This window comes from Candidatus Nanopelagicales bacterium, assembly GCA_041393815.1.
In the GTDB taxonomy this organism is placed as follows: domain Bacteria; phylum Actinomycetota; class Actinomycetes; order S36-B12; family JAWKJK01; genus JAWKJK01.
On record JAWKJK010000007.1, the window covers coordinates 128,763 to 148,814 of the forward strand.

Annotated in this window: 21 protein-coding genes; 16 read left to right on the plus strand and 5 right to left on the minus strand. The window is 75.4% G+C overall.

Annotated features, from left to right (window positions below; translation table 11 throughout):
- Window positions 1–12 precede the first annotated feature (12 nt).
- Window positions 13–753, plus strand: a complete 741-nt coding sequence (locus R2737_16935) for a hypothetical protein (GenBank protein MEZ5117950.1) — start codon at window positions 13–15, stop codon at window positions 751–753.
- 79 nt (window positions 754–832) lie between these two features.
- Here the strand turns inward: R2737_16935 and R2737_16940 are convergent, their stop codons facing one another.
- Window positions 833–1,708, minus strand: coding sequence for an HAD-IB family hydrolase (locus tag R2737_16940; protein MEZ5117951.1), 876 nt, complete (start codon window positions 1,706–1,708; stop codon window positions 833–835).
- Between the two features lie 92 nt (window positions 1,709–1,800).
- Between R2737_16940 and R2737_16945 the strand changes: the two genes are divergently transcribed.
- The 13 genes from R2737_16945 (at window position 1,801) to ccsB (ending at window position 15,353) form a co-directional block, all read left to right on the plus strand.
- Complete coding sequence (locus R2737_16945; GenBank protein ID MEZ5117952.1) at window positions 1,801–3,342, plus strand: AMP-binding protein; 1,542 nt, start codon at window positions 1,801–1,803, stop codon at window positions 3,340–3,342.
- A complete protein-coding gene (locus R2737_16950) occupies window positions 3,339–3,587 on the plus strand; it encodes a glutaredoxin family protein (protein MEZ5117953.1) in 249 nt (82 codons plus the stop codon). The genes R2737_16945 and R2737_16950 overlap by 4 nt, the downstream gene beginning before the upstream one ends.
- Window positions 3,588–3,720: 133 nt before the next feature.
- Window positions 3,721–4,434, plus strand: coding sequence for a redox-sensing transcriptional repressor Rex (locus R2737_16955; protein ID MEZ5117954.1), 714 nt, complete (start codon window positions 3,721–3,723; stop codon window positions 4,432–4,434).
- Window positions 4,431–5,753 (plus strand): glutamyl-tRNA reductase, encoded by a 1,323-nt coding sequence (locus R2737_16960; protein MEZ5117955.1) that lies wholly within the window; start codon window positions 4,431–4,433, stop codon window positions 5,751–5,753. Before R2737_16955 ends, R2737_16960 begins: the two co-directional genes overlap by 4 nt.
- The gene (gene hemC / locus R2737_16965; protein MEZ5117956.1) at window positions 5,750–6,721 is read left to right on the plus strand and encodes a hydroxymethylbilane synthase; all 972 of its coding nucleotides are present in this window, start codon (window positions 5,750–5,752) and stop codon (window positions 6,719–6,721) included. Before R2737_16960 ends, hemC begins: the two co-directional genes overlap by 4 nt.
- On the plus strand, window positions 6,718–8,325 hold the full coding sequence (locus R2737_16970; protein ID MEZ5117957.1) for a bifunctional uroporphyrinogen-III C-methyltransferase/uroporphyrinogen-III synthase: 1,608 nt from the start codon (window positions 6,718–6,720) through the stop codon (window positions 8,323–8,325). The genes hemC and R2737_16970 overlap by 4 nt, the downstream gene beginning before the upstream one ends.
- A 1-nt stretch (window position 8,326) precedes the next feature.
- A complete protein-coding gene (hemB, locus tag R2737_16975) occupies window positions 8,327–9,325 on the plus strand; it encodes a porphobilinogen synthase (protein MEZ5117958.1) in 999 nt (332 codons plus the stop codon).
- Between the two features lie 2 nt (window positions 9,326–9,327).
- Entirely contained in the window at window positions 9,328–10,680 is a 1,353-nt protein-coding gene (gene hemL / locus R2737_16980) for a glutamate-1-semialdehyde 2,1-aminomutase (GenBank protein MEZ5117959.1), read from the plus strand.
- Window positions 10,681–11,322 (plus strand): histidine phosphatase family protein, encoded by a 642-nt coding sequence (locus tag R2737_16985; GenBank protein ID MEZ5117960.1) that lies wholly within the window; start codon window positions 10,681–10,683, stop codon window positions 11,320–11,322.
- 2 nt (window positions 11,323–11,324) lie between these two features.
- Window positions 11,325–11,918: a TlpA disulfide reductase family protein gene (locus tag R2737_16990; GenBank protein ID MEZ5117961.1), complete on the plus strand. Its 594-nt coding sequence runs from the start codon at window positions 11,325–11,327 to the stop codon at window positions 11,916–11,918.
- A complete protein-coding gene (locus R2737_16995; protein ID MEZ5117962.1) occupies window positions 11,915–12,748 on the plus strand; it encodes a cytochrome c biogenesis protein CcdA in 834 nt (277 codons plus the stop codon). The genes R2737_16990 and R2737_16995 overlap by 4 nt, the downstream gene beginning before the upstream one ends.
- A complete protein-coding gene (locus tag R2737_17000) occupies window positions 12,745–14,322 on the plus strand; it encodes a cytochrome c biogenesis protein ResB (GenBank protein ID MEZ5117963.1) in 1,578 nt (525 codons plus the stop codon). The genes R2737_16995 and R2737_17000 overlap by 4 nt, the downstream gene beginning before the upstream one ends.
- A gap of 26 nt (window positions 14,323–14,348) precedes the next feature.
- Window positions 14,349–15,353, plus strand: coding sequence for a c-type cytochrome biogenesis protein CcsB (ccsB, locus tag R2737_17005; protein ID MEZ5117964.1), 1,005 nt, complete (start codon window positions 14,349–14,351; stop codon window positions 15,351–15,353).
- Between the two features lie 30 nt (window positions 15,354–15,383).
- Here the strand turns inward: ccsB and R2737_17010 are convergent, their stop codons facing one another.
- Window positions 15,384–15,818 (minus strand): VOC family protein, encoded by a 435-nt coding sequence (locus tag R2737_17010; GenBank protein ID MEZ5117965.1) that lies wholly within the window; start codon window positions 15,816–15,818, stop codon window positions 15,384–15,386.
- Between the two features lie 11 nt (window positions 15,819–15,829).
- Window positions 15,830–16,324, minus strand: coding sequence for a PLD nuclease N-terminal domain-containing protein (locus tag R2737_17015; protein ID MEZ5117966.1), 495 nt, complete (start codon window positions 16,322–16,324; stop codon window positions 15,830–15,832).
- 671 nt (window positions 16,325–16,995) lie between these two features.
- Here R2737_17015 and R2737_17020 point away from each other — a divergent pair.
- On the plus strand, window positions 16,996–17,568 hold the full coding sequence (locus R2737_17020) for an Lrp/AsnC family transcriptional regulator (GenBank protein MEZ5117967.1): 573 nt from the start codon (window positions 16,996–16,998) through the stop codon (window positions 17,566–17,568).
- A gap of 20 nt (window positions 17,569–17,588) precedes the next feature.
- A complete protein-coding gene (locus tag R2737_17025; protein MEZ5117968.1) occupies window positions 17,589–17,936 on the plus strand; it encodes a DUF4229 domain-containing protein in 348 nt (115 codons plus the stop codon).
- Between the two features lie 18 nt (window positions 17,937–17,954).
- On the opposite strand, the gene R2737_17030 is transcribed toward R2737_17025, so the two are convergent.
- Both R2737_17030 and R2737_17035 read right to left on the minus strand, forming a co-directional pair.
- The gene (locus R2737_17030) at window positions 17,955–18,830 is read right to left on the minus strand and encodes a 1,4-dihydroxy-2-naphthoate polyprenyltransferase (GenBank protein ID MEZ5117969.1); all 876 of its coding nucleotides are present in this window, start codon (window positions 18,828–18,830) and stop codon (window positions 17,955–17,957) included.
- A 25-nt stretch (window positions 18,831–18,855) separates the two neighbouring features.
- Window positions 18,856–20,043, minus strand: coding sequence for an AMP-binding protein (locus R2737_17035; protein ID MEZ5117970.1), 1,188 nt, complete (start codon window positions 20,041–20,043; stop codon window positions 18,856–18,858).
- Window positions 20,044–20,052 lie beyond the last annotated feature (9 nt).

A 20,052-nucleotide genomic window follows, 5' to 3' on the forward strand; every position in this document is an offset into this window, starting at 1 on the left:
GGGGTGACAGTCATGTCGAGCGCATGGCGGGTGTGGAGGTTCTCCCTCGTCCTGGTGACCGGTCTGGCGCTGGCGGCACCGGTGGGTGCAGCGGCCACCACCAGCGCCCCGGTCGATGCGGACATCGCATCCGCCCGGGCGGGACTCCTGCTCCGGTCGGTACCGCCGAAGCTCAAGCCCGGCGCGGTCGCCGGGTACCTGCGGTCGGTCAAGGCCTTGGACCAGTCGCTGCAGACCGGCCTCGCGGGGTCGGCCGAGGCGCACCTGACGCTGATGGCGGACCTGCAGGCCGAGATCGTGTCACTGCTGAATCAGGGGGCCAGCGCCGACGCGGTCGACGCTCAGTTGCAGACCGCGAAGGCCGACGGCGACGCCGTGGGGCGGCTGCTCGCGGCGTTCCCTCCCATGCGTCGGGGGCTGCTCGCGACGATCGACGGGTTGAAGTCGGACTGCGCAAACATCCCCTGTCGCACGATGCTCGCGACGCAGCGCGCGGCGTTGGCCCCTGAGCTGACCCGGTACGCGACGCAGGTGCTGCCCTCCGTCCAACGGGCCTTCTACGCCCTGGCCGCGAAGGACTTCGGGCTGTACAACACCCACGTCGAGGCCGCGTACGACGCGATCAGCGCCCGCAAGCTCGCCTTCCACGCGGTCACGGTGGCGCTGGCGAAGCCGACCCGCTGGCGGCCGACCAAGCCGACGGTCACCCCGCCGCCGCCGCTCGCGCCGGTGACCCCGGGCGGTTCCGGCTGACGCGGAGGTGCCGGCGCGTGCCGCCGGTGGTCGGCCGCAGGTGCCGTCGCCGGAGGGGAGCCCCCCGCCCGGGTCAGCGTCAGCGCCGGGCCAGGCGGCCCAGCGCGTAGCCCGCGGCCGCGCCGGCGGCCAGCCCCGCGATGCCCGCGATCGGCGCCGCCCGGCGCCGGACCGAGGCCCGGCGCCGGTAGTCCCGGACCCGCCAGTGGTTGTCCGCGGCGTACGCCCGCAGCTCGGGGTCGGGGTTGACCGCGACCGGCGTCCCGACCAGGGACAGCATCGGGATGTCGTTGGCGGAGTCGGAGTACGCCGCGCACCGGGCCAGGTCCAGGTTCTCCCGGTCGGCCAGCGCGCGGACCGCCTCCGCCTTGGCCAGCCCGTGCAACGGGCGTCCCCTCAGGCGGCCGGTGTAGACGCCGTCGACGACCTCGGACACGGTGCCCAGCGCCCCGGTGAAGCCCAGCCGCTTGGCGATGATCGTGGCCAGCTCGACCGGGGTCGCGGTGACCAGCCAGACCCGCTGGCCGGCGTCGAGGTGCCCCTGGGCCAGCGCCAGCGTCCCCGGGACGAGCTTGTCCACCATGACGTCGTCGAAGATCTCCTCGCCGAGGGTGACGATCTCCTCGACCCGGCGGTTGCGGACGAAGGACAGCGCCGCCTCGGTGGCCGACTCCATGTCCTCGAGGTCCTCGGAGCCGCTGAGCACGAACTTCAGCTGCTTGGCGGCGAAGTCGGAGATCTCCGCCACGGTGAAGAACCGGCGCTTGGCCAGCCCCACCGCCAGGTGGAAGATGCTGGCCCCCTTCATGATCGTGTTGTCCACGTCGAAGAACGCGGCGGCCTGGGGGTCGGGCGGCACCTCCATCCCGCTCTCGACCTCGGCGGCGGCGGCCGACGCCTCCCCGGCGAGGCGGTAGGCGTGCAGCAGGTCCAGGGTCCGGTCCCGATCGCTCACGGCACGACAGCGTAGGCGCCGCACCGGTGCAGCGCCCCTGTGCCAGACTCCACGTCCGTGAGCAGCAGCCGCAGCGGCGCCGGGACGGACCGGTGAGCGAGGGGGTCCCGCGTGACGTCGCGGACCTGGTGCGTCAGGCGGCCCACCGGCGCCCGTCCGCCACCGCGCTGGTCGCCGGGACCCGTCGGCTGGGCTGGGCGGCGCTGGACGCGCAGGTCGACGCCTGCGCCGCCGGGCTGCTGGACCGGGGGCTGGCCGCCGGGGACCGGGTGGCCCTGATGCTCGGCAACACCCCGGAGTTCGTCATCGCCTACTTCGGCATCCTGCGGGCCGGGCTGGTCGCGGTCCCGCTCAACACCGCCTCCACCCCGGTCGAGGTCGAGTGGCTTCTCGGGCAGTCCGGGGCGCGGCTGGTGGTGTGCGACCCGGTCACCGGGCGGGTCGTGCGCGAGGCGATCCCCGCCGGCAGCACCTGCGAGCTGGTCGACGTCACCCTCGGCGCCTGGGAGGACCTGCTGCGCCGGGGCCGGGAGGCCGACGCCGCCCCCGCCGCGGTCGACCCGGAGTCGCTGGCGGTGCTGCTCTTCACGGCGGGCACCAGCGGCCGGCCCAAGGGCGCGATGCTCACGCACCGGGCGCTGCTGGCGGACCTCGCGATGGTGCGCGACTCCACCGACCCGCCGGCGGCGGTCGAGGGCGACGTCGTGCTGGCCGTGCTCCCGCTGTTCCACGTGTACGGGATGAACGCCGTCCTGGGCCTGGCCGCGTCGGTCGCGGCCACCTGCGTCCTGGTCGACCGCTTCGACCCGGGCGAGACGCTGGCGCTGATCCAGCGCGAGGGCGTCACCAACGTGCCGGGGGCGCCGCCGATGTACGTGGCCTGGGCCGGCCACCCGCGGCTGCGGGAGCGTGTCGCCGGCGTGCGGCTGTTCATCTGCGGCGGTGCCCCCCTGCCCGGGGACCTGTTCGACGCCTTCCAGGAGGCGTCCGGGCTCCCGATCTGGGAGGGCTACGGGATGACCGAGTGCGCCCCGGTCGTCGCGACCACGCTGGTCTCCGGGGCCCCCAAGCGTGGCTCGGTGGGCCGCCCGCTGCCGGGTCTCGATGTCCGGCTGCTCGACCCGGGCGGGGTCGACGAGGACGACGACGGGGACGACCAGCCGCCGGGGCACGGGGACCCGGGGGAGCTGTGGGTCCGCGGCCCGTCCCTGTTCAGCGGCTACTGGCCGGACGGTGCCGGCGGCCCGGACGCCGACGGCTGGTTCAACACCGGCGACGTCGTCTACGCCGACGCCGAGGGCGACCTGCACCTGGTGGACCGGCGGCGCGAGCTGATCCTGGTGAGCGGGTTCAACGTCTACCCGCGCGAGGTGGAACTGGTCATCGACGCCCTGGCGGAGGTGGCCGAGTGCGCCGTGGTCGGCCGCGACCACCCCTACACCGGGGAGACGGTCGTGGCGTTCGTGGTGCCCGTCCCCGGCGTGAGCCTGTCCAGCGAGCGGGTGCTGGCCCACTGCGAGGAGCGGCTGGCCCGGTTCAAGTGCCCCACGGTCGTGACGGTGGTGGACTCCCTGCCGCACTCCTCGACGGGGAAGGTCGCGAAGGGCCGGCTGCGCGAGGTCCACGGGGGATGAACCCGCATCCGCAGCCGCGGGTGGTGCTCGTGGGCAAGCCCGGCTGCCACTTGTGCGACGACGCCCGCGCCACGATCGTGCGGGTGTGCGCGGACCTCGGGGTGGCTTGGGCGGAGTGGTCGATCCTGGACGATCCCGAGCTCGCCGACCAGTACTCCGAGCAGATCCCGGTGACGCTGGTCGACGGCCGGCAGCACGACTTCTGGCGGGTCGACGAGGCCCGGCTACGCGCGGCGCTGGCCTGAGCCCGGCGACCGACCGTCCGATATCCGGGCGGTGACGTTCGGTCACGTTTCGGTCACATGGTCACAAGCAACCTACAGTGGCGCCGTCTCGAGCCCCCCGGACCCCTTCCGCCCGCGTCCGCCAAGGAGCGTCGTGCCCCTGCGCCGCACGTCCCCGAGCGATCGTGCGGGCGCGCGCGGCATCCCCGAGGCCACCGTCGCCCGGCTGCCCATCTACCACCGCGTCCTGGGTGCGCTGGCGGAGCGCGGGGTGGCGACGGTCTCCTCGGAGGAGCTCGCCACGGCCAGCGGCGTCACCAGCGCCAACCTGCGCAAGGACCTGTCCCACCTCGGCTCGTACGGCACCCGGGGCGTGGGCTACGACGTGCGCTACCTGCACTACCAGATCGCCCGGGAGCTCGGCATCACCCACGACTGGCCGCTAGTCATCGTCGGGCTCGGCCACCTCGGCCACGCGCTGGCCCACTACCGCGGCTTCGACTCCCGCGGGTTCCGGCTGGTCGGGCTGGTCGACAGCGACCCGGGCAAGGTCGGCGAGACGGTCGACACCGGCGCCGGAGCCCTGGTGGTCCACCCGCTGTCCGCACTGGAGGAGCTGGTGCGCGCCACCGGCACCCTGATCGCCGTCATCGCCACGCCGGCGCCCGCCGCGCAGGCGGTCTGCGACCGGCTGGTCGCCGCCGGGGTGCGCAGCATCCTCAACTTCGCCCCCGTCGTCCTCGCCGTGCCCGACGACGTCGAGGTCCGCCGCGTCGACCTCGCCGTCGAGTTGCAGATCCTCGCCTTCCACGAGCAGCGCCGCGGGCCGCTGGAGCCCGCCGGCCGCGAGGGGGTGTTGCAGCGATGACCGCCCTGGCCGTCGGGGTCAGCCACCGCAGCGCGCCGGTCGCGGTGCTCGACCGGGTCGCCCTCGACCCGCACGCCACGCTCGGGCTCCTGCGCGACGTCGCCGCCGGGGAGCACGTCACCGAGGCGATGGTGCTCTCGACCTGCAACCGGGTCGAGGTCTACGCCGACGTGACCCGCTTCCACGGCAGCGTCGACGAGGTGTCTGCGCTGGTGGCCAAGCACGCCGGCATCCCCCGCGACGACCTGGTGCCGCACCTGTTCGTGCACTACGACGAGCGGGCCGTGCAGCACCTGTACGAGGTGTCCTCCGGCCTGGACTCGATGGTCGTCGGGGAGCAGCAGATCCTCGGTCAGGTGCGGGCCGCCCTGCGGCTGGCGCAGGAGGCCGGCACCGCCGGGCGGCTGCTCAACGAGCTGGCGCAGAGCGCGCTGCGGGTGGGCAAGCGGGTGCACACCGAGACCGGCATCGACCGGGCCGGCGCGTCGGTGGTGTCGGTGGCCCTGGACGAGATGGCCGCGGCGCTGGGCCCCGGCGGGCTGTCCGGCCGGCGCGCCCTGGTCGTGGGGGCCGGTGCGATGAGCAGCCTGGCCGCCGCCAGCCTCGCCCGCGCCGGCGTGAGCGACCTGGTGATCTGCAACCGCACCGCGGCCCGGGCCCGGCACCTGGCCGAGCACGTCGGCGGACGCTGGGTCCCGTTCGAGGAGCTGACCGCCGCGCTCGCCGACACCGACGCGGTGGTCAGCTGCACGGGGGCCGCCGGGCTGGTGCTCCAGCTGCGCGACGTCGCCGCCGCGGTGGCGACCCGGCAGGGAGCGCCGTACGTCATCGCCGACCTGGCGCTGCCGCACGACACCGACCCCGAGGTCGTCGGCCTGCCCGGAGTCGTCCGGGTGGACCTAGCGGCGCTCGCCGAGCTGCCCGCGACCCGGGCCTCGGAGGCCGATGTCGCCGGCGCCCGCGCGATCGTGACGGAGGAGGTCGCGGCGTTCGCGGCCGGCCAGGCGGCGCTGCGGGTGGAGCCGGTCGTCGTGTCCCTGCGGGCCCGTGCCGCCCGCGTGGTCGAGGACGAGATCCGCCGGCTGCGGCTGCGGCTGCCGGGGATGACCGACCAGGAGCTGCACGAGGTGGAGCGGGCGATGCGCCGCGCCACCGCGACGCTGCTGCACGCCCCGACCGTGCGGGTGAAGCAGCGCGCCGCCGACCCCGACGGCTACCGCTACGCCGAGGTCCTGCACGAGCTGTTCGACCTCGACACCGCCGTCGTCGAGGCCATCACCGACCTGCAGGTGGATCCGCCCGCGGGGGGTGCGTCATGACCCCGCTGCGGCTGGGCACCCGCGGCTCGGCCCTGGCGCTCGCCCAGGCGGGCCAGGTGGCACAGGCCGTCACCGCGGCCGCCGGACGCCCGGTGGAGCTGGTCCCGGTGACCACCCGGGGCGACACCTCCGACCTCCCGCTGGAGCAGCTCGGCCGCGAGGCCACCGGAGTGTTCGTCGTCGCCGTGCGCCGGGCGCTGCTGACCGGCGAGGTGGACCTGGTCGTGCACTCGCTGAAGGACCTGCCCACCGCCCCGGCGGACGGGCTCACCGTCGCGGCGGTCCCTCCGCGCGAGGACCCGCGCGACGCGCTGTGCGCGCGGGACGGCCTGGACCTGGTGGGGCTGCCCGAGGGTGCCACGGTGGGCACCGGCGCGCCCCGCCGGGTGGCCCAGCTGCGCGCCCTGCGCCCCGACCTCACCCTCGTCCCGGTCCGCGGCAACGTGGACACCCGGCTGCGCCGGGTCGCCGACGGCGACCTCGACGCGGTGGTGCTCGCCCGCGCCGGCCTGGCCCGCCTGGGCCGGCTGGACGCGATCACCGAGGTGCTCGACCCGCTGCAGGTGCTGCCCGCCCCCGGGCAGGGCGCCCTCGCGGTCGAGTGCCGCACCCCAGACCCGGCCCGGTCGTCGTCCGCGGACCCGTCCGCCGACGCCGCCCTGGTCGAGACGCTCCGCACGCTCGACGACCCCGCCACCCGGGCGGCGGTCGAGGCGGAGCGGTCCCTGCTCGCGGCCCTCGAGGCCGGCTGTACCGCCCCCGTGGGGGCGTACGCCGACGTCGGCGAGGACCCGTACTGGGAGCCCGAGGTGTACCTGCGCGGTGCCGTCGTCGCGATCGACGGCTCGCACAGCGTGCGGATGTCCATGACCGGACCCGCCGCCGACGCCGCAGGACTCGGCCGCCGCCTGGCGGCCGACCTGCTCGCCGACGGTGCGGCCGACCTGTTGGGGGAGCGTGTCCCGTGAGCCCTACCCGTGCCCGCAAGAAGACCGTCCTCGGCCCCGTCGCGCTGGTCGCGGCCGGTCCCGGCGACCCCGAGCTGCTCACCGTGCGCGCCGCGGCGCTGCTGCGGGAGGCGGAGGTGGTCGTGACCGACCCGGCCTGCGCCGGCCTGGCGGAGGCCTACGCCCCGCCCGAGGCCGACGTGGTCCCGGCGGTCGACGACGACGGCCTGCCGCTGGACCACACCGCCCGGGCCCGGCTCGTGGTCGAGGCCGCCCGGGAGGGCCGCCGCACCGTACGCCTGCTCTCCGGCGACCCCGTGGTCGACGGCTCGCTGGCGGTCGAGGCTGCGGCGCTGCACCGGGCCAAGGTGCCGTTCGAGGTGGCCCCGGGCGTGAGCACGGTGACCGGCGTCGCGGCGTACGCCGGGTTCGCGCTCACCGGCGGCCGTACCCGCCGGGTGCACGTGGTCGACGCGCACGACCCCGACGTGGACTGGTCGACCCTGACCGACCCGCGCGCCACGGTGGTCGTCCTGGACGGCGCCGACCGGGCACCGCAGATCGCCGCGGAGCTGGTGGCCGCCGGCCGCTCGCCGGAGACCCCGGTCGCGATCACGCGCGCCGGCACCACCGTCGAGCAGCGCACCGTCGAGACCACGCTGGGCGGGGTCCCGGCCGCGGTGAAGGCGGCTCGCCAGGCGGGCCCGGGGATGCTGGTCGTCGGTGACGTCGTGGCGCAGCGGGACAAGCTGTCCTGGTTCGAGACCAAGCCGCTGTTCGGCTGGCGGGTGCTGGTGCCCCGCACCCAGGAGCAGGCCCCGGCGCTGTCGGAGCAGCTGCGCCGCTTCGGCGCGGTGCCGGTCGAGGTCCCCACGATCTCGGTGGAGCCGCCCCGGACCCCGCAGCAGATCGAGCGCGCCATCCACGGCCTGGTGTCGGGACGCTACGAGTGGGTCGGCTTCACCAGCGTCAACGCGGTGCGCGCCGTGCGCGAGCGGCTGGAGCAGTACGGCCTGGACGCCCGGTCCTTCGCGGGGCTGAAGATCGCGGCGGTCGGGCAGGCCACCGCGGCCGCCCTGGTGTCGTTCGGCGTCAAGCCGGACCTGGTGCCCAGCGGTGAGCAGAGCAGCCGCGGGCTGCTGGAGGACTGGCCGCCGTACGACCCGGTCGTCGACCCGATCAACCGGGTCTTCCTGCCGCGCGCCGACATCGCGACCGACACCCTCGTCGCCGGGCTGACCGAGATGGGCTGGGAGGTCGAGGACGTCACCGCCTACCGGACGGTGCGCGCCGCGCCGCCGCCGGCGGAGACCCGTGAGGCGATCAAGACCGGCGGGTTCGACGCGGTGCTGTTCACCTCGAGCAGCACCGTGCGCAACCTGGTCGGCATCGCCGGCAAGCCGCACGCGTCCACCGTGGTGGCCTGCATCGGCCCGCAGACGGCGAAGACCGCGGAGGAGCACGGGCTGCGGGTCGACGTGCTGGCCGACTCCCCGTCGATCGCGGTCCTGGCCGAGTGCCTGGCCGCGCACGGCGAGGCGATGCGGCAGGCCGCCGCGGACAACGGCGAGGCCATCTGGCGCCCGAGCCGTCGGCGCTCCGCCGCACGGCGCAAGGCGACCTGACGTGGCGGGGTTCCCCGCGCACCGGCCGCGACGGTTGCGGACCACTCCCGCGATGCGGCGGCTGGTGGCGGAGACCCGGCCGCACCCGGCCGACCTGATCCAGCCGCTGTTCGTCCGGGAGGGGCTGACCGAGCCGCGTCCGGTGACGAGCATGCCCGGCGTCGTCCAGCACACGCAGGACTCCCTGCGGCAGGCCGCCGCGGAGGCGGTCGAGGCAGGCGTCGGGGGTGTGATGTTGTTCGGCGTGCCGGCGGAGCGGGACGCCGTCGGAAGCTGCGGGTCGGACCCCGACGGGGTGCTCAACGTCGCGCTGCGCGGCGTCGTCGACGAGGTCGGCGACGCCACCGTCGTGATGGCGGACCTGTGCCTGGACGAGTTCACCGACCACGGGCACTGCGGGGTCCTCGACGCGGCGGGCCGCATCGACAACGACGCGACCCTGGCCCGCTACCGGGAGCTGGCGGTGGCGCAGGCCGCGGCGGGGGCGCACGTGGTGGGGACCAGCGGGATGATGGACGGTCAGGTCGCCGCAGTGCGCTCCGCCCTCGACGACGCCGGTCACGCCGACGTCGCCGTGCTCGCGTACGCCGCGAAGTACGCCTCCGCCTTCTACGGCCCCTTCCGCGAGGCGGTCGACTCCGCGCTGGTCGGGGACCGGCGCACCTACCAGCAGGACCCGGCCAACCGCCGGGAGGCGCTGCGGGAGGTGCGCCTCGACCTCGAGGAGGGCGCCGACCTGGTGATGGTCAAGCCGGCTCTGGGCTACCTCGACGTGCTGCGCGAGGTGGCCGACATCGCCGACGTGCCGGTGGCGGCGTACCAGGTCTCCGGCGAGTATGCGATGGTCGAGGCGGCCGCTGCTGCGGGCTGGCTGGACCGCGAGCGGGTCATCGTCGAGACGCTGACCTCGATCCGCCGCGCGGGTGCGGACCTGGTTCTCACCTACTGGGCCACCGAGGTGGCCCGCTGGTGGGCCGACGACCGGCTGGAGGGCCGCTGAGCATGGACGCCGCACCCCGCGTCGCCGGTGCGCCGCTGTACCCCGCGGACGCGCCCGCGTCGGGCGACCTGTTCGCGCGGGCCACGGCCGTCACGCCCGGCGGGGTGAACTCCCCGGTGCGGGCCTTTCGCGCGGTCGGCGGGACGCCGCGGTTCATGGTGCGCGGGCACGGTCCGTACGTCGTCGACGCGGACGGACGCGACTACGTCGACCTGGTCTGCTCCTGGGGCCCGCTCGTCCTCGGGCACGCCCACCCGCAGGTGGTCGAGGCGGTGCAGGTCGCTGCCGCCCGCGGCACCTCCTTCGGGGCGCCCGGCGAGGGCGAGGTCGCGCTGGCCGAGGAGATCGTCGCCCGGGTCGGGCCGGTGGAGCAGGTCCGGCTGGTCAACAGCGGCACCGAGGCGACCATGTCGGCCATCCGGCTGGCCCGGGGGTTCACCGGCCGGTCGAAGGTGGTCAAGTTCGCCGGCTGCTACCACGGTCACGTCGACGCGCTGCTCGCCGCTGCGGGCAGCGGGGTGGCCACCCTCGCCCTGCCCGAGTCGCCCGGCGTCACCGGCGCCTCCGCGGGCGACACGATCGTGCTGCCGTACAACGACCTCGCCGCCGTCGCACGCGCCTTCGAGGCGTACGGCGACGACATCGCCTGCGTCATCACCGAGGCGGCCGCGGCCAACATGGGCGTGGTGCCCCCGCACGAGGGCTTCAACGCCGGCCTGGCCGAGCTGTGCCGTCGGCACGGGGCCCTGTTCGTCAGCGACGAGGTCATGACCGGCTTCCGGGTGTCCCGGTCCGGGTGGTACGGGCTGGACGGCGTCCGGCCGGACCTGATGACGTTCGGCAAGGTCATGGGCGGCGGGCTGCCCGCGGCGGCGTTCGGCGGCCGGGCGGACGTGATGGCGTCGCTGGCTCCGGCCGGCCCGGTCTACCAGGCGGGCACGCTGTCGGGGAACCCGGTCGCCGCCGCCTGCGGGCTGGCGACGCTGCGCGCCTGCGACGACGACGTCTACGCCCGCCTCGACGCGACCGCCGCGACCGTCGGCGACCTGGTGTCCGAGGCACTGGCCGCTGAGGGGGTCGCGCACCGGCTGCAGCGGGCCGGAAACCTGTTCAGCGTCTTCTTCGTCGAGCGGGACGTGCCCGACTATGACACCGCCCGGACGCAGGAGTCGTTCCGGTTCGCGGCGTTCTTCCACGCGATGCTCGAGCGCGGGGTATCCCTGCCACCGTCGGCCTTCGAGGCCTGGTTCGTGTCCGCGGCGCACGACGACGTCGCCGTCGAGCGGATCGCCGCCGCCCTGCCTGCCGCCGCCCGCGCCGCCGCCGCGGCCGTCGACCCCGCCCTGGAGCGCTGAATGGCCGAGCGCACGATCGTCCACCTGCTGCGGCACGGCGAGGTCGACAACCCCGAGGGGGTCCTCTACGGCCGGCTGCCGGACTACCACCTGTCCGAGCTCGGCCAGCAGATGGCCGACCGGGCCGCCGACGCCCTCGCCGCCCGCGACGTCACCGTCGTCACGGCGTCGCCGATGGAGCGGGCCCAGGAGACGGCCGCGCCGATCGCGGCGCGGCACGGCCTGGTGGTCGGGACCGACGCGGACCTGATCGAGGCCGAGAACGTGTTCGAGGGCCAGCGGGTCGGCGTCGGCGACGGGGTGCTGCGCAGCCCGCGCGCCTGGAAGCACCTGTGGAACCCGTTCGAGCCGTCCTGGGGCGAGTCGTACGTCGATCTCGCGGCGCGGATGCGGCTGGCGGTGTCGCGTGCCCGCGAGCAGGCGCGCGGGCACGAGGCGGTGCTGGTGAGCCACCAGCTGCCCATCTGGGTGGCCCGGCTCGACGTGGAGGGCCGGCGCTTCTGGCACGACCCGCGCAAGCGGCAGTGCTCGCTGGCGTCGCTCACGTCCTTGACCTACGACGGCGACCGGCTGGCCGCCATCACCTACACCGAGCCGGCCCGCGACCTGCTCCCGAGGGCGAGCAAGGCCAAGGGGGCCTGACCGTGCGTCGAGCCGTCGCCGCCGCCGCGGCCGCGCTGCTGCTGGCCGGCTGCGGCAGCGCCACCGCCGGGACCAACGACGGGGACACCGGATTCGTGGCCGGCGACGGCTCGATCGTGCTGCTGGACGAGTCCGCCCGGCAGCCGGCGCCGGACCTGCGCGGGGAGACCCTCGACGGTCAGCCATTCGCGCTGGCGGACCACCTCGGCGACGTCGTCGTGCTGAACGTGTGGGCCTCGTGGTGCGCACCCTGCCGGGCGGAAGCGCCCACGCTGCAACGTGTCTGGACCGACGTGGAGGGCGATGGCGTGCTGTTCGTGGGCCTCGACACCCGCGACTCGGTGACCGCCGCGCAGGCCTTCGTCGAGCGCTACGGCCTGACCTACCCGCAGGTCCGAGACGAGGACGGCCGGCTGCAGCTGCTGTTCCGCGACACCCTGCCGCCGCAGGCGATCCCGTCCACCGTGGTCGTCGACCGCGAGGGGCGGGTCGCCGCCCGACTGCTCGGCCGGGTCAGCGAGTCGTCGCTGCGCGGCGTGATCGAGCCGCTGGTGGCTGAGTCGGCGGGCGCGACCCCGTCGGGCGGCGTGCCGTGATCGGCGCGTCGATCGGGGAGACCGTCGCCAGCGGGTCGCTGCTGCTGGCGCTGCCGCTGGCGTTCGCCGCGGGGGTCGTGTCGTTCCTGTCGCCGTGCGTGCTTCCGCTGGCTCCCGGCTACCTGTCGTACGTGACGGGGCTGACCGGCGCGGAGCTGGCCGGCGAGCAGGAGGACGGGCCGGGGGACGGGCCGGAACCGGCGGCTGAGGGGCGGGGCGGCGGCGGGACGGCCACGCTGACCGCGGTCCGGCGTCACAGCACGGTGCTGCTGGGCAGCGTGCTGTTCGTCCTCGGCTTCTCCGCGGTGTTCGTGTCGTACGGCGTGCTGTTCGGCGGGCTCGGCGGGACGCTGCTGGAGTACCAGGACGTGATCACCCGGGTGCTCGGCGTCCTGGTGATCGTGCTGGGGCTGGGCTTCATGGGGCTGATCCCCGGGCTGCAGCGGGAGTGGCGGCTGCACCGCGCGCCGTCGTACGGCGTGTGGGGCGCGCCGGTGCTGGGCGTGCTGTTCGGCCTGGGCTGGACGCCGTGCATCGGGCCGACGCTGACCGCGGTGCAGGGGCTGGCGTTCACCGAGGCGAGTGCCGCGCGGGGGGCGCTGCTGTCGCTGGCCTACAGCCTCGGCCTCGGCCTGCCGTTCGTGCTGCTGGGCCTGCTGTTCCGGCGGGCCGCCGGTGCGCTGGGCTGGGTGCGCCGGCACTACGCCTGGATCATGCGGCTGGGCGGCGCCCTGCTCGTGATCATCGGCCTGCTCCTCGTGACCGGGCTGTGGACGGACCTCACCATCTGGATGCGCACCGCGGTGCCCGGCTTCGAGACCGTGCTGTGAGCAGCGGCCCCGCGCTCGACGTGCGTCCGCCGGCGGCCCAGCCCCCGCCGATGGACGCGGGCGGCTGGGCGCGCTGGCTGTGGCGGCAGCTCACCAGCATGCGCACCGCGCTGGTGCTGCTGTTCCTGCTCGCGGTGGCGGCGATCCCCGGCTCGGTGTTCCCGCAGCGCGGCACCGACCCCCTCGCGGTCAACGCCTGGATCGAGCGCAACCCCGGCTGGGGCCCGGTGCTGGACCGGCTGGGCATGTTCGACGTGTACGCGTCGCCGTGGTTCGCGGCGACCTACCTGCTGCTGTTCGTCTCCCTCGTCGGCTGCGTGCTGCCCCGGGCGCGGCAGCACTGGCGCGCGGTGCGCGCCCGGCCACCCGCGGCGCCACGCCGGCTGTCCCGGCTGCCGGTGTACCGCACCGAGGTGCTGGATCTCCCGCCCGGGCCCGGGGCGCCGGCCGTTCTCTCGGCGGCGCGGGTCCGGCTGCGGTCGCAGCGGTGGCGGCTCGCCGAGTCCCCGTACGACGCCACGGTCGGCTCGGGCTGGGTGGCCGCGGAGAAGGGCTACGCGCGCGAGACGGGGAACCTGCTCTTCCACGTGGCGCTGGTCGCGCTGCTGGCGGCGGTCGCGTACGGCGGCCTGTTCGGCTGGAAGGGCAACGTCATCGTCAAGGAGGGTGCGGGGTTCTCCAACACCCTCACCCAGTACGACGCCTGGGGCGGCGGTCGCTTCGTCGACCCGCAGGCGCTGGCGCCGTTCTCCTTCACGCTGACCGACTTCGCGGTCGACTTCGAACGCGGCGAGGCGCAGCGAGGGGCGCCCCGCATGTTCGAGGCCACCCTCGCGGTTCGCGACGAGCCGACCGACCAGCCGCGCACCGAGGTCGTCGAGGTCAACGAGCCGCTCGTGGTCGACGGAGCGAAGGTGTTCCTGGTGGGGCACGGCTACGCGCCCACGTTCGTCGTCCGCGACGCCGACGGCCGGGTCGTGTTCGACGACGCGGTCGTGTTCCTGCCGCAGGACGGCAACTTCACCTCCACCGGGGTGGTGAAGGTGCCCGACGCCGCGCCGGCCCTGGGGCTGCAGGGGATCTTCTTGCCGACCGCGGCGGTCGACGACGTGCGCGGCCCGCACTCGACGTTCCCCGCGCCCGACGACCCGGCCGTGTTCCTGTCCGCCTGGGTCGGCGACCTCGGGCTGGACAGCGGTGTGCCGCAGAGCATCTTCCGGCTGGACACCACCGCGATGGAGCAGCTGGGGCTGCGGGCGCTGCGCCCGGGCGAGAGCTGGGAGCTGCCCGACGGTGCCGGGAGCGTGCAGTTCACCGGGTACGGGCGCTGGGCGTCGTTCCAGATCGCGCACGACCCGGGGAAGGAGGCCGCGCTTGCCGCGGCCGCCCTCGCGCTCGTGGGCCTCCTGCTGTCCCTGTTCGTGCGCCGCCGCCGGGTGTGGGTACGGGCCCGAGACGACGGGATGGGGCGTACCCTCATCGAGGTCGCGGGCCTGTCCCGGACCGAGGCGGGTGGACTGGACGAGGAGATCGACGAGCTGGCCGGCGCGCTGGCGGCCGTCGACGGGGACTGACGCGGAGCCGACGAGGAGGCCGGACGGTGGCATCGACGGACCTGGCGCAGGCCAGCAACGGGCTGATCTACGCCTCGATGGTGGTCTACACGCTGGCGATGATCGCCTTCGCGGTGTCGTTCGCGGCCGGCCGCGGACGGACCGCGTCGTCGGCCCGCTCCAGCGTGCCCGTCGCCGTGCCGGCGGGTGCCGGTGGCGTTGACGTCGTGACCGCAGAGCCGCCCGGTCCCGCGACCGGCGTCGAGCCTTCGGTGCCGGCGGAGCCGGTCCCGGGCCGCCGTGCCGGCAACGTGGGCATGGCGCTGACCTGGCTGGCGTTCGCGCTGCTGCTCGGCGGGGTCGTGCTGCGCGGGCTGTGGGCCGGCCGGGTGCCGTGGGGCAACATGTACGAGTTCTCGATCACCTCCGCCCTGGCGGTGACCGGGGTCTTCCTCGCGGTGTCGCTGCGCCGCGACGTGCGCTGGCTGGGCCTGTTCGTCGTCGTCCCGGTCCTGCTCACCCTCGGGCTCGCGGTGACGGTGCTCTACACCGAGGCCGCGCAGTTGGTCCCCGCGCTGAAGTCGTACTGGCTGGTGATCCACGTCTCGGCCGCGGTCATCTGCGGCGGCGCGTTCACCGTTGCCGCCGCGGTGACCACCCTGTACCTGGTGCGCTCGCGCGCGGAGCGCCGGGCCGGGCCGGACGGGGTGCCCACCGGGCCGGTGTCGTCGCACCTGCCCTCCGCGGAGCGGCTGGACACCCTGGCCTACCGGATCATCGCCTTCTCGTTCCCGCTGTGGACGTTCGCGGTCGTGGCCGGTGCGATCTGGGCCGAGAACGCCTGGGGCCGCTACTGGGGTTGGGACCCCAAGGAGACGTGGGCGTTCATCACCTGGGTCGTCTACGCCGGCTACCTGCACGCCCGCTCGACCGCCGGCTGGCGGGGGCGCAAGGCCGCGATCATCTCGCTGGTCGGGTTCGCCGCGTTCCTGGTCAACTACTTCGGCGTGAATCTGTTCGCCAGCGGCCTGCACTCGTACTCCGGCCTGTAGGGGGACGCGCCGCAGGCACGAGGGCGGCTCTCAGTCGAGGCAGAACTCGTTGCCCTCGACGTCCTTCATCACCAGGCACGACTCGTTCTCCTCGTCGGCCAGCAGCAGCCGCACGCGGGACGCCCCGAGCGACTCCAGCCGCGCGCACTCGGCCTCGAGGACGGCGACGCGCTCGGCACCCACCAGGCCGGTGCCGACGCGTACGTCGAGGTGCAGCCGGTTCTTCACGACCTTGCCCTCGGGGACCCGCTGGAAGAACAGCCTCGGGCGCCGCCCCTCCGGGTCGACGCAGGCGAACCACTGTCCGCGCCGCTGCTCCGGCAGCGAGCGCTGGTAGTCGTCCCAGGTGCTGAAACCGTCCGGCGGCGGCGGGACGACGTAGCCCAGCACCTCGCACCAGAACCGCGCGACCCGTTCGGGCTCGGCGCAGTCGAAGGTGACCTGGAACTGCGTGGGCGCCGCCATCGGCGGCGCGACTAGGCGGGGGACCGGCCCGGGTCGTCCGGGCCGGTGCGAGGGTCGCCCGCGGCGGCGTCGCCGGCGGTCGTGTCGTCCGGGCGGGGCGCCTCGGGTGCGCCGGCCGTGTCGCCCGTGTCGCCGGTGGCGCCCTGCGCGGTGCCCTCAGGCTCATGCGGGTGGGCGCGGCGCTTCTCCTCCATCTTGCGCGACCAGGCCTCGTCGCCGAGCCGGCGCAGGAACTCCGGGTCGTCGTCCGGGGCCACCGGGCCGCGCTTGCGCCCGCCGCCGAACGGCAGCCCGCCGGTGGCGGGACCGGCCGCCGCAGCACGCTTGGGCCGGGACGGTCGACCGAGGAACAGCCAGGCGACCGGGCCCATCACGGGGATGAACGCCGCGACGAACCACAGCAGCTTGGGCATGACGCGGATGTCGCCGCGGGGGGTGCGGCCGATGTCCAGCAGCGCGTAGATGGTCAGCCCGATCGCGACGAGCACGAGCAGCACGCGGGCCATGCGCCACGTCCTCCCTGTGCTCGGCTGCCATCCGGTGTCCGGCGAACGCGCGGACCGGATCCTCAGGGTAACCCGGGCCGGGTCGGGCCACCGCTCGGCGCCTGGCTGCCGTGACCGGGACCCGCCGGAGGTACGGGGCGCACGTACCCCTGCGGATCGGTTGGTTGCCCGCCCGTGGGGGTTTCGGGACCGTCCCGAAACCCCCACGGGCGAGCAATCGACGGTGGGGCAGGAACGGATCGCGACCGGGGGAGGGGTCCGGCGGGAGAAACGCCGAGGACCGGGACGCCACGGGGGCGTCCCGGTCCTCGGTCGGCAAGGGCCCGCCTCGGGGGAGGGTTGCGACGGCGGTCGAAGAACCTGTCCGTCGCGGGTCGCCGCAGCCTCGGGACGCGAGGGAGGGAGGGAGGTGCGCCCGAGGGGGCGCGGCGGGCCCAGGTCTGTGTGGAGTTGTGTGTCGTGCGCCGCGGGTCAGTGACCGTGGCGCCGCTCACCCCTCTCGAGGTTGCGCACGTACACGCGTGCGAGCTCGAGGGTGAACATCGGTATCGCCTCTATTCTCATTTTCAGGGGCGGCCGCCCCTGGACGCCTTGAATACTAAGGCCTAGTCTCGTCTTGAGCCACTTCACCCGAGGTGATACCAGCCACAGCCCCCCGATCCGGAGGTTCCGTGACACGCGGACCGCACGAGCACGACCCGGCAGCGCACCCGGCGGCCCCCGCGCACGGCGCCGCCCACGGTGACGCCGGCCCGCCCACCGGAGCGATCCCGCTGGTCGGCACCCGCCGGCTGGACGCGGTCGACCGCGCGCTGCTCGAGGAGCTGCAGCGCAACGGTCGGGCGACGTACGCCGACCTGTCCCGCCTGGTCGGCCTGTCCGCGCCGAGCGTGCAGGACCGGGTCAAGCGGCTGGAGGACCGCGGGGTCATCACCGGCTACCACGCCCGGGCCGCGGCCGACGTGCTCGGCTACGGGGTGACGGCCCTGGTCTCGGTGGAGCTGTCCGAGGGCGCCGACCCCGACGCGGTGGACCCGTACCTGCACGACCTGCCCGAGGTCGAGGACTGCTGGTTCCTCACCGGCGAGGCCAGCTACGTGCTGAAGGTCCGCGTCCCGGACGTGCCCGGCCTGTCGGCCACGCTGGTGGAGCTCCGGGGCATCCCCGGGGTGGCCCGGACCCGGACCAACCTGGTGCTGCGCACCGTGGTGGAGGGCCGCCCCCGGCTGGCGCCGGAGTGGTGACACCGACGTACCGTGACGGCATGACCGACGGCCCCGCGCCCGACACCCCGGCAGCGCCTGCCCCGGAGTCGTCCACCCCGGCGGCGCCCGACCCCCCGGAGGCACCGGCCCCGGCCCGCGGCGGGCACCCGGTCCTGCGCTACACGGCCTGGCGGGTGCTGCTGCTGGTGGCCGTCTGGGCGCCGCTGCAGTTCCTCACCCCGCTGCGCGGCGTGCTCGCGATCGTGCTGGCGTTCCTGATCTCGGGGGCCATCAGCCTGTTCGTCCTGGACCGCCAGCGGGAGCGGGCCGGTCGGTCGGTCGGCGGCTACTTCGGGCGCCTCAACGCCCGGATCGAGGAGAGCAAGCGCGCCGAGGACGTCGACTGACGCGCAGGCCCGGGCGGGTCACCCGGACAGCGCCAGCCCGACCGCGAGCAGCACGCCGTGGACCAGCAGCAGCGTCCCGGTGGCCTGCAGCACCGGGATGAGGTCCCGGCCGCGCGCCCCCGACGTGACCGCGCGCACCGGCGGGACCGCGAGCACGGCGGCCACCAGCGCCAGCGCAGCCCACGGCGCGACGACCACGATCCCGACCGTGACGGCGAAGGCCGCGCCGACCAGGGACACGTACATCACCCGGGTCCGGGCGTCGCCGAGCCGCACCGCGAGCGTGCGCTTCCCGACCGCCGCGTCGCCGGGGATGTCGCGCAGGTTGTTGGCGACCAGGACGTCGCAGATGAGCAGCCCCGTGGGCACTGAGGCGGTGACGGCGAGCCAGGTGATCGAGCCGGTCTGGACGTACGCGGTCCCGGTGACCGCCACCAGGCCGAAGAAGACGAACACGAACAGCTCGCCCAGGCCGGCGTAGCCGTAGGGCCGGGGGCCGCCGGTGTACAGCCAGGCCGCGACGACGCTCGCGGCGCCGACAGCCAGCAGCCACCAGGCCGCGGTCAGCACGACCAGGACCAGGCCCGCGACGGCCGCGACGGCGAACGACGCCAGCGCCGCGGTCCGGACCGCGCGCGGTGCCGCGAGCCGCTGCCCCACCAGCCGCACCGGTCCGACCCGGACCTCGTCGGTGCCACGGATCCCGTCGCTGTAGTCGTTGGCGTAGTTGGCGCCGACCTGCAGCGCGAGCGCCACCACGAGGGCGAGCGCGGCGCGACCGGCCTGCACCGAGCCCTCGTACGCCGCCACGCCGGTGCCGACGGCGACCGGGGTCACCGCCGCCGGGAGGGTGCGCGGCCGGGCGCCGGCGACCCACTGCGCGACGGTGGCCACGGGATCCTCTCGGGACGCGGTCGACTCAGGAGCGACGCCGCAGCGCCGCGCGGTCGATCTTGCCCGACGCCAGCAGCGGCAGCGACCCCACCGCGCACACCTCGCGCGGCACCGCGGCCGGACCGAGCCGGTCCCGGACCCGCCGCAGTGCCGCGTCCTCGCCCCCGGACAGGTCACCCGCCACGTAGGCCACCAGCCGGGAGCCGTCGGCCTCGTCGGGCACGGCCACCACGGCCGCGTCGGTCCACCCGGGAGCCTCCAGCAGCACCCGCTCGACCGCGCCCAGGGCCACGTTGACGCCCCGGACCTGCACCACGTCGTCGACCCGGCCGTCGACCGCCAGCCGACCGTCCGCGGTCAGCACCCCGAGGTCCCCGGTCCGGTAGCGCCCCCCGGCGAACGCCCGCGCGGTCTCCTCCGCCCGGTCCCGGTAGCCGCGCGCGACCATCGGGCCCCCGAGCAGCACCTCCCCGGCGTCCAGCGCGACGTCCACCCCGGGGAAGGGCACCCCGTCGTAGACGCAGCCGCCAGCCGTCTCCGTCATGCCGTACGTCGTCGTCACGGCGACGCCGGCATCCCGGGCCGCCACCAGCAGCGCGCGCGGGGCGGCGGCGCCGCCGAGCAGCAGCCGGTCCAGCCGGCACAGGGCCGCGGTGGCCGCCGGGTCGGCGAGCAGCCGCGACAGCTGGGCGGGCACCAGCGACGTCCGCAGCGGCAGGCCGTCCGCCTCGGCCGCGAGCCGGTCGACCGCCGCCGCGAACGCGCTCGCCGTGAACGGCTCCGCGCCGCCCAGGGACGGCAGCGCCTGCAGTGGCGTCCCGGCCAGCAGCGCGCGCACCACCACCTGCAGCCCGCCGACGGAGGTGACCGGCAGCGCGGCGAGCCAGGCCGCGGGCGACGAGACCGACGGCCCGCGGGCGGTGAACGCCAGTGCGGATGCCGTCAGCAGCACGCCCTTCGGGTCCCCGGTGGAGCCGCTGGTGGCGACCACGACGGCGACGTCGTCGTGCTCCAGCGGCCGGTGCGGGTCCTCCGGTCGCAGCGCGCGCAGCACGGAGTCGACGTACGCCGACGAGACGGTCGCGGAGACCACGGGAACGGGGGCGAGCGCGGGCCCGGTGCCGTCCAGCGCACCCGGCAGTGCCGCGCGGACCGCCGCCACGCCCGCCGGGCCCGGCGGCACCGGGAGGCGGACCAGGGGACGGTGCGGCATCGTGGCTAG

Bases quoted from the DNA above. Each gene is read 5' to 3' on its own strand.
- R2737_16935 (MEZ5117950.1), top strand. From the start codon at position 13: ATGTCGAGCGCATGGCGGGTGTGGAGGTTCTCCCTCGTCCTGGTGACC.
- R2737_16950 (MEZ5117953.1), top strand. From the start codon at position 3,339: ATGAACCCGCATCCGCAGCCGCGGGTGGTGCTCGTGGGCAAGCCCGGC.
- R2737_16960 (MEZ5117955.1), top strand. From the start codon at position 4,431: ATGACCGCCCTGGCCGTCGGGGTCAGCCACCGCAGCGCGCCGGTCGCG.
- hemC (MEZ5117956.1), top strand. From the start codon at position 5,750: ATGACCCCGCTGCGGCTGGGCACCCGCGGCTCGGCCCTGGCGCTCGCC.
- hemL (MEZ5117959.1), top strand. From the start codon at position 9,328: ATGGACGCCGCACCCCGCGTCGCCGGTGCGCCGCTGTACCCCGCGGAC.
- R2737_16985 (MEZ5117960.1), top strand. From the start codon at position 10,681: ATGGCCGAGCGCACGATCGTCCACCTGCTGCGGCACGGCGAGGTCGAC.
- R2737_17010 (MEZ5117965.1), bottom strand. From the start codon at position 15,818: ATGGCGGCGCCCACGCAGTTCCAGGTCACCTTCGACTGCGCCGAGCCC.
- R2737_17015 (MEZ5117966.1), bottom strand. From the start codon at position 16,324: ATGGCCCGCGTGCTGCTCGTGCTCGTCGCGATCGGGCTGACCATCTAC.
- R2737_17025 (MEZ5117968.1), top strand. From the start codon at position 17,589: ATGACCGACGGCCCCGCGCCCGACACCCCGGCAGCGCCTGCCCCGGAG.
- R2737_17035 (MEZ5117970.1), bottom strand. From the start codon at position 20,043: ATGCCGCACCGTCCCCTGGTCCGCCTCCCGGTGCCGCCGGGCCCGGCG.